7 protein-coding genes and 2 pseudogenes are annotated in these 6,861 nt (G+C 74.4%); 8 read left to right on the top strand and 1 reads right to left on the bottom strand.

The genetic code is table 11. The annotated features are described in order from the left end of the window. Positions 1–122: 122 nt before the first annotated feature. The 7 genes from C2L59_RS09800 (at position 123) to C2L59_RS09770 (ending at position 5,576) form a co-directional block, all read left to right on the top strand. Positions 123–317: an antitoxin gene (locus C2L59_RS09800; RefSeq protein WP_103349181.1), complete on the top strand. Its 195-nt coding sequence runs from the start codon at positions 123–125 to the stop codon at positions 315–317. Positions 318–393: 76 nt separating this feature from the next. Continuing rightward, positions 394–1,563 carry a VanZ family protein gene (locus C2L59_RS09795; RefSeq protein WP_103349204.1) on the top strand — a complete coding sequence of 390 codons (1,170 nt, stop codon included), beginning with the start codon at positions 394–396 and terminating at the stop codon, positions 1,561–1,563. A 100-nt stretch (positions 1,564–1,663) separates the two neighbouring features. Further along, a complete protein-coding gene (locus C2L59_RS09790; RefSeq protein ID WP_103349180.1) occupies positions 1,664–2,047 on the top strand; it encodes an STAS domain-containing protein in 384 nt (127 codons plus the stop codon). Positions 2,048–2,139: 92 nt separating this feature from the next. Continuing rightward, positions 2,140–2,538, top strand: coding sequence for an ATP-binding protein (locus tag C2L59_RS09785; RefSeq protein ID WP_103349179.1), 399 nt, complete (start codon positions 2,140–2,142; stop codon positions 2,536–2,538). After that, positions 2,531–4,159, top strand: coding sequence for a PP2C family protein-serine/threonine phosphatase (locus tag C2L59_RS09780; RefSeq protein WP_103349178.1), 1,629 nt, complete (start codon positions 2,531–2,533; stop codon positions 4,157–4,159). The genes C2L59_RS09785 and C2L59_RS09780 overlap by 8 nt, the downstream gene beginning before the upstream one ends. Next, on the top strand, positions 4,156–5,226 hold the full coding sequence (locus tag C2L59_RS09775; RefSeq protein WP_103349177.1) for a B12-binding domain-containing protein: 1,071 nt from the start codon (positions 4,156–4,158) through the stop codon (positions 5,224–5,226). The genes C2L59_RS09780 and C2L59_RS09775 overlap by 4 nt, the downstream gene beginning before the upstream one ends. Further along, positions 5,223–5,576 carry an STAS domain-containing protein gene (locus C2L59_RS09770; protein ID WP_103349203.1) on the top strand — a complete coding sequence of 118 codons (354 nt, stop codon included), beginning with the start codon at positions 5,223–5,225 and terminating at the stop codon, positions 5,574–5,576. The genes C2L59_RS09775 and C2L59_RS09770 overlap by 4 nt, the downstream gene beginning before the upstream one ends. 158 nt (positions 5,577–5,734) lie before the next feature. On the opposite strand, the pseudogene C2L59_RS09765 reads toward C2L59_RS09770, so the two are convergent. Further along, a pseudogene (locus C2L59_RS09765) lies at positions 5,735–6,367 on the bottom strand (MBL fold metallo-hydrolase); the annotation flags it as partial. Between C2L59_RS09765 and C2L59_RS48725 the strand changes: the two are divergent. After that, positions 6,366–6,626 (top strand): annotated as a pseudogene (locus C2L59_RS48725) (MerR family transcriptional regulator); the annotation flags it as partial. The pseudogenes C2L59_RS09765 and C2L59_RS48725 sit on opposite strands and share 2 nt — an antisense overlap. Positions 6,627–6,861 lie beyond the last annotated feature (235 nt).

Raw genomic sequence — 6,861 nt, 5'->3', positions numbered from 1 at the left:
CTCGCCTTTCACCCGCGCAACCCTCCCTTTTCCCCACCCCAGGTGAAGCAGCGTTGCGGCCCGCGGCCGCCGGTGTTCTCCTCGGAGGGTCCGAAGACCGATCCCGAACGAAAGGCGAACCGATGAACATGTTCGACAAGGCGAAGGAAGCGCTCGGGAAGCACCCGGACCAGGCCGACCAGGGTGTCGACAAGGCGGCCGACGCGGCCAAGCAGCGCTTCGGCGACCACGCCGACAAGATCGACCAGGGGTCCGACAAGGCCAAGGAATTCCTGCACAAGCAGGGCGGCGGGCAGCAGGACGCGCCTCCGCAGTGAGCCGCCGTTGGTGAGCGCCCAGCCGTCCGGGGGAATGCACGCTTCACCGCTCCCGCGGCTGGGTACCACCGGCTCCGTGGTCGCCACCTACCTCGTCCCCGTCCGGACCGCCCTGCTGCTCTTCCCGTTCCTCGTGCTGGCCGTGATGCTGCCGGCCGCGTTCGTCAGCTACCGCCGCCGCGGGCGCGCCGGCGGCTGGCCGACCTTCGTCTTCTACACGTTCCTCTTCTACCTGCTGGCGATCGCGACGCAGACCGTCCTGCCGCTGCCCGCCGACCCTGCGTACTGCGCCGGGCACACCTACGCGAGTTCGCCGCAGCTGCGGCCGTTCTACTTCGTCGAAGTGGTGTCCCAGCGGGCCCGCGGCCACTGGGGCCCCGGCGCGCTGCTGCACAACCCGGCGGTCTGGACCACCGCGCTCAACGTCGTGATGCTGGCCCCGCTCGGGTTCTACGTGCGGTACGCGCAACGGGTGCGGCTGCTGCCCGCCGCGCTGATCGGCTTCGGCGTGTCGCTGTTCTTCGAGCTGACCCAGCTGACCGGCCTGTGGTTCGTCTACCCGTGCCCGTACCGGCTCTTCAGCGTCGACGACCTGATCCTCAACACGGCCGGCGTCGTCGTGGGCTGGCTGCTGGCCGGGCCGCTCGGCCGGCTGCTCCCGTCGCCGGAACCGGAGCACGACCGGCGCCGGTACGCCGCGAAGGTCACCTTCACCCGGCGGCTGTTCGCGCTGGCCACCGACCTGCTCGGGTTCGCCGCGCTGCTCGGGTTCCTGTTCGGCCTGCTGACGCTGTTCGGCGAGGACCTGCGCCACCGCGACACGCCGGTGGTCATCCTCGCCCTCGTCTGGTTCGTCGTGCTGCCCGCGGTGACCGGGTCCACGCCCGGCAAGCGGGCCATGCTGCTGCGGGTGACGCGCCGGGGCGGGCGCCGGGCCGGACCGGTCGCGCTGCTGGTCCGCAACGGCGTCCTGCTCTCGCCGCTGTGGCTGACCTGGCTGCTGCTGGACCTGGACCGCTGGGACCTGGGCCGGCACCCGGAACAGCTGCTCCTGCCGGTCGCGCTGGCCGCGTCGGTGTTCGTGGTCGGGATCTGGACGCCGCTGGCCGTGCTGCTCGACAACGAGCACCGGGCGCCCTACGAACGGCTGACCCGCACGGTCAACACCGCCGTCGTGCCGCACGTCACAGAGCCCGCACCGGCCGCCGAACCGGCCCGGCCGGAGGAAGTCCTCAAAGGACCGTGACCGCACACCGGCCTGCCCGGGGTCGACAGCGCTGGTAGATTGCGACCGGAACGGGGTTGAGCCGCCAGCCCGCGTCCCGATCCCCATTCTGGAGCTCTTGATGACCACCGACGCAGCGCGGCCCCGGCAGCGGTTCTCCGGTGACGGCTGGTCGCTCGAAGCGTGCGACGCCGGGGAACTGACCGTCTACACCCTGCGCGGTGAGTTCGACTTCGCGGTTTCGCCCCGGCTCGCTGACCTGCTCACGCCGGACGCCGGCGTCACGCGGGTCGTCGCCGACATGACCGAGGTCCGGTACTGCGACTCCAGCTGCCTGCAGGTCCTGCTCCGGCTGGCCCGGCGGCTGCACGCGGCGGGCGGGCGGTTCGCCGTCGTGACGGCCGAACCGGCCGTGTCCCGGCCCATCACCCTGCTGGGTCTCGGCGACGTCATGCCGGTGCACCCGGCCCTCGAAGCGGTCGAAGCTTCCTGGGGGGCGGCATGACCACCTCCGATACCCGTGTCAGCGGCCCCGGTTCCGGGCATGAAGAAGGGGACGGCCTCCCCGAGGGGCCAGGCACGGCGAAGGAGGCCGACGTGAAACTGCGATCTGTCCGGCACGAACTCGGCATCTCCGCCGAACTCGCCGAGCTGGCGCGGGTGCGCCACTGGGTCCGCACCGTCCTGCGCGGCTTTCCGGCGAACTTCGTCAGCACCGCGGTCATGGTGGTCGACGAGCTGACGTCGAACGCCCTGCGCCACGGCCGCGCGCCCTACCACGTCCGGCTGCTGCCCGGCGCCGCCAAGCTGCGCATCGAGGTCGACGACGGCGGCGGCGAAGCCGCCCGCCGCCGGACGCCGTCGGACCACGGCGGGCGCGGGCTCCTGCTGGTCGAGCGCTGCGCCGCCGCCTGGGGGCAGCTGCGCCGGCCCAGCGGCAAGACGCTGTGGGCGGAACTGACCACCGACCCGGATCCGGCCGGGGCCCGTGGCTGACCCGGCGCGCACCGCGCCGGCCGCCCCGGTCGACGGCACCCGCGGCTGGACCGCCGCGCCGGTCGCGGCCCTGGTGGCCGACGACGCCGGGGTGATCCGCTCGCTCAACGAGGCCGCCCGCCTGCTCTTCCCCGCCGCCGCCCCCGGCCGCCCGGTGGCGGACACGGTCACCGCCTGGCTGGCCGCCGCGCACGAAAGCGGTTCGGCCGAGGTCGTTCGCGGCGAGGTCGGCGAGCGGTGCTTCGCGGCGCACCCGATCCCGCACGGCGACGCCGTCACCTGGTGGCTGCTCGACGAGACCGACACCCGCTCGGCCCGCGACGCGCTGGCCCGCGAGCAGCAGCAGACCACGTTCCTCAGCGAAGCCTCCGCCGCGCTGCTGGGCTCGCTCAACCTGGACCGCTGCATGGAGGTGGCCGCCCGGCTGGCCGCGCAGCACCTCGCCGACGCCGCGCTCTTGCTGGCCCCGACGACCAGCGGGAACTTCCCGGCCGTCACCTGCGTGCGCGGCGGCGAGCCGGTCCGGTCGAGCATGACGATCGACCCCGACGAGCTGCCCGGGCTCGGCGAGGCGCTGCAGGGTTTCCCGCCGGTGCCGTCGCGCTGGCTGGACCCGGACGCCGCACCCCGCTGGGTGCTGCCGGCGGGCTTCGGGCCGGTCGGCTCGATCGTCGTGACGCCGCTGCCCGGCCACGGCGTCCCGGCCGGCGCGCTGGTGCTGCTGCGCCGGGACGACCGGGCGTCGTTCACCGACCAGGAAGAACTCTTCGCCCGGCTGTTCGCGGCGCGGGCGGGCGCGGCGATGTCGGCGGCGCGGGTGTTCGCGCTGCAGGCGTCGATCACCGACACGCTCATGCGCGAGCTGCTCCCGCCCACCCTCGAGCAGCTCGGCGGCGTCGAGTTCGCCGGCCGGTACCGCCCGGCCCGCGACGGCGAGCGGATCGGCGGCGACTTCTACGACGTCCACTCGGCGATCACCGCCGACGGCGACGAGTCCCTCGCCGTGCTCGGCGACGTCTGCGGCAAGGGCCTCGACGCGGCCGTGCTGACCGGCAAGATCCGCACCACGCTGCGGGCGCTGCTGCCGATGGCCGGCGACCACCACCGGCTGCTCGACCTGCTGAACCGCACGCTCGGCGACAACGCCGACGCCCGGTACGTCACACTGGTGCTGGCCTCCGCGCGGCGCCAAGGCGCGGACGTCCGGCTGCGCGTGACCTGCGCGGGGCACCCGCCGCCGCTGATCGTGCGGGCCGACGGCCGGGTCGAAGAGGCCGAGAGCCACGGCACCCTGATCGGCGTGCTGCCCGAGATCGCGTCGGTGAGCGCGGACGTCACCCTGCACCCCGGGGAAACCTGCCTGCTCTACACCGACGGGATCATCGAGGCGAAGGGCGGCCCGCTGGGGGACGCCATGTTCGGCGAAGACCGGCTGAAGCAGGCCGTCGCCGAGTGCGCGAACATGCCGGCCGACGCCGTCGTCGAGCGCGTCCAGATGCTCGCCTCGCAGTGGATCGGGCGCGGCACCCACGACGACATGGCCGTGGTGGCGATCACCGCGCCGCGCGGGCAGCACCTGGCCGCGGTCGGCGGCCACGGGCGCGGGAGGTACACCGCATGAGCACCGCTACCCGCGGCACCGCGGTGGCCGAACACGCCGAACGGCTCTGGAACGCCGTCACGACCGGCGACGAGTACGCCGCGGGCGACGTCGTGGTCCAGGCGCTCGGCGACGGGACGGACCCGGAAAGCGTGCTGCTCGACGTCATCGGCGCGGTGCAGCGGCGGGTCGGCCTCGAATGGGCGGCGAACCGGCTCACCGTCGCGCAGGAACACGCGGCGACCGCGATCAACGACCGCGTCATCGCCACGTTCGGTTACGTGCTGCGCCGCCCCGAACCGCACCTGGGCCGGATCACGGTCGCCTGCGTCGACGGCGAATGGCACGCGATGCCGGCCCGGCTGTTGTCGGAGGTGCTGCGCCTGCGCGGGTTCCAGGTCGACTACCTCGGCGCGCAGGTGCCGGCCCCGCACCTGGTGGCCCACCTGCACCGCACCGGCCCGGACGCGGTCGCGCTGTCCGGGTCGATCGCGACCCGGCTCCCGACGGCCCACGCGACGATCACCGCGTGCCAGGCAGCGGCGACCCCGGTCATCGCGGGCGGCGCGGCCTTCGGGCCCGACGGCCGCTACGCCCGGCTGCTGGGTGCCGAGGCCTGGGCCCCGGACGCGCGCTCGGCCGCCGACCGGCTGGCCCGGCCGCTCCCCCGCCCGCACGCGGCGCACCAGCCCCTCGACGACCTGCCGCACCTGGCCGACCAGGAGTACACGCTGGTCACCCGCAGCTCGGGCCGGCTGGTGAAGGCCGTCCTGGCCGGCCTGGAGGAGCGCATCCCGGCGATGCGCTCCTACACCGACCTGCAGCGCCAGTACACGGCCGAGGACCTGGCGCACATCGTCGAGTTCCTGGCCACGGCCCTCTACGTCGGCGACGCCGAGCTGTTCACCGGGTTCCTGACCTGGACCGCCGGGATCCTCACCGCGCGCGGCGTCCCGGCCGCCTCCCTCGTGCCCGCCCTCGAGCTGCTCGGGGCGGAGCTACGGGACTTCCCGCGGGCGACCGGCCTGCTCCAAGCTGCGCGCACGAACCTGGCGGGACAGGCCGCCGGAGCGGAGCTGCCGGCATGAAGAACGCCCTGACGTGCACGTGGAGCACGCCGGACGAGACGACCGCCCGCGTGACGATCACGGGTGACCTGGAGTTCGCCACGGCCGGGCTGCTGCTGCGCCTGGTCACCGCCCGGCTGGCGGGCCACCCCGGCGTCCACGCGGTCCGGCTGGACTGCGGCGCCCTCGGCTTCTGCGACTCGTCCGGGCTGTCGGAGCTGATGCAGGTGTACCGCGTCGTGACGGCCACGGGCGCCCGGCTGCACCTGGACGACCGGCAGCCGGCACTGGACCGCCTGCTCGCCCTCACCGGCACGGCCGGGTACCTGACCGGCGAGACCGCGGACGTCCGCGCCCGCCAAGACTCCTGACCCTGCAGCCTCGCCGGCTCCCACGGGTCGTGGGCGCTGAAGACGGTCACCGCGTCCCCGTGCCGCCGGACCGGCTCGCGCAGCCTCGCCTGCGTGCCCAGCCGCAGGTCGTGGTGGAGTTCCGAGCGGGTCTGGACGATGTCCAGCACCGGGTGCGGTTCCGGGTCGGCGGCGAGTTCACGGTGGTAGTAGTAGGCGTCGCCGCCGTGCAGCAGCCAGCGGGTGCCGTCGTGGACGGCGACCCCGGCGTGGCCCGCCGTGTGGCCGCCGAGCGGCACCAGCCGGACGTCCGCCGCCACGCCGGTCAGCGGGGTGGACGCGAAGCCGAACCAGTCGTCGCCGTCCGGAGCGTCGTAGGTCTCCCACTTCGGGCCGTGCGCCCAGTGCGCGGGCCGGTAGCGGAAGCTCGGCGCCTCGGCGAGGGCCGCGTCGAGCTCCGCGGCGAGGACGTGGACGCGGGCGTCGGGGAAGTCGGGCAGCCCGCCGCAGTGGTCGACGTCGAGGTGGGTCACGACGACGTGCCGCACGTCGGCCGGGTCGAAGCCGAGCCGGGCGACCTGCCGGACGGCGGTCTCGGCCTCGGCGAGGCGCGGCTGCGCCATGGCCACCCAGTCGCCGCCCAGGGTGGCGCCGCGATCGCGGACGTCGCCGAGGCCGAGGCCGGTTTCGACGAGCACGAGCCCGTCGCCCCCGGCCTCGATCAGCAGGCAGTGGTCGACGGCGGGCGCGGTGGGCAGGCCGGGGGCGTCGACGGGCCGCACGGACCCGCAGTCGAGGTGGTGGATCTGCATGACCGCCTCGGCCCTGCGTTTCTACGAGAAGCGCGGCCTGATCACCCCGGCGGGCCGCAACGGCCTGCGGCGCACGTACACCCCGGACGTCCTGCAGCGCCTGGACCTGGTGGCCTGCGCACGCGGCGCGGGCTTCACGATCGCCGAGATCGCCCGCTTCCTGACGGCCACCCCGGCCGACGCGGCCCTGCGCGAGCGCATGGCGGAGAAGGCCGCCGAGGTGACGGAGAAGATCGAACGCCTGTCCCGCATGCGCAACAGCCTCAGCCACGCGGCGACTTGCGACCACGTACCACTGGTCGAATGCCCGGGCTTCAAGGCGGCGATCGGTCAGGGGATCTGCGGGGCGAAACTCCGCGGCGCCCTGGCGATGGAAGCCGGCCCGCCGGTTGCCGGTGCACACGAGACTGGGCCGCATCAGCGGTCTCGCGGCCGCGCATCCCCGACAGTGCGCGAACGGGCAGCGATCTTCACCCTCGCCCCTACCCCGCCGC

It is taken from the genome of Amycolatopsis sp. CA-128772 (assembly GCF_002904295.1).
Classification (GTDB): Bacteria; Actinomycetota; Actinomycetes; order Mycobacteriales; family Pseudonocardiaceae; genus Amycolatopsis.
The sequence above is the reverse complement of the archived record's forward strand: the minus strand, read 5'-3'. Positions and strand labels throughout refer to the sequence as shown.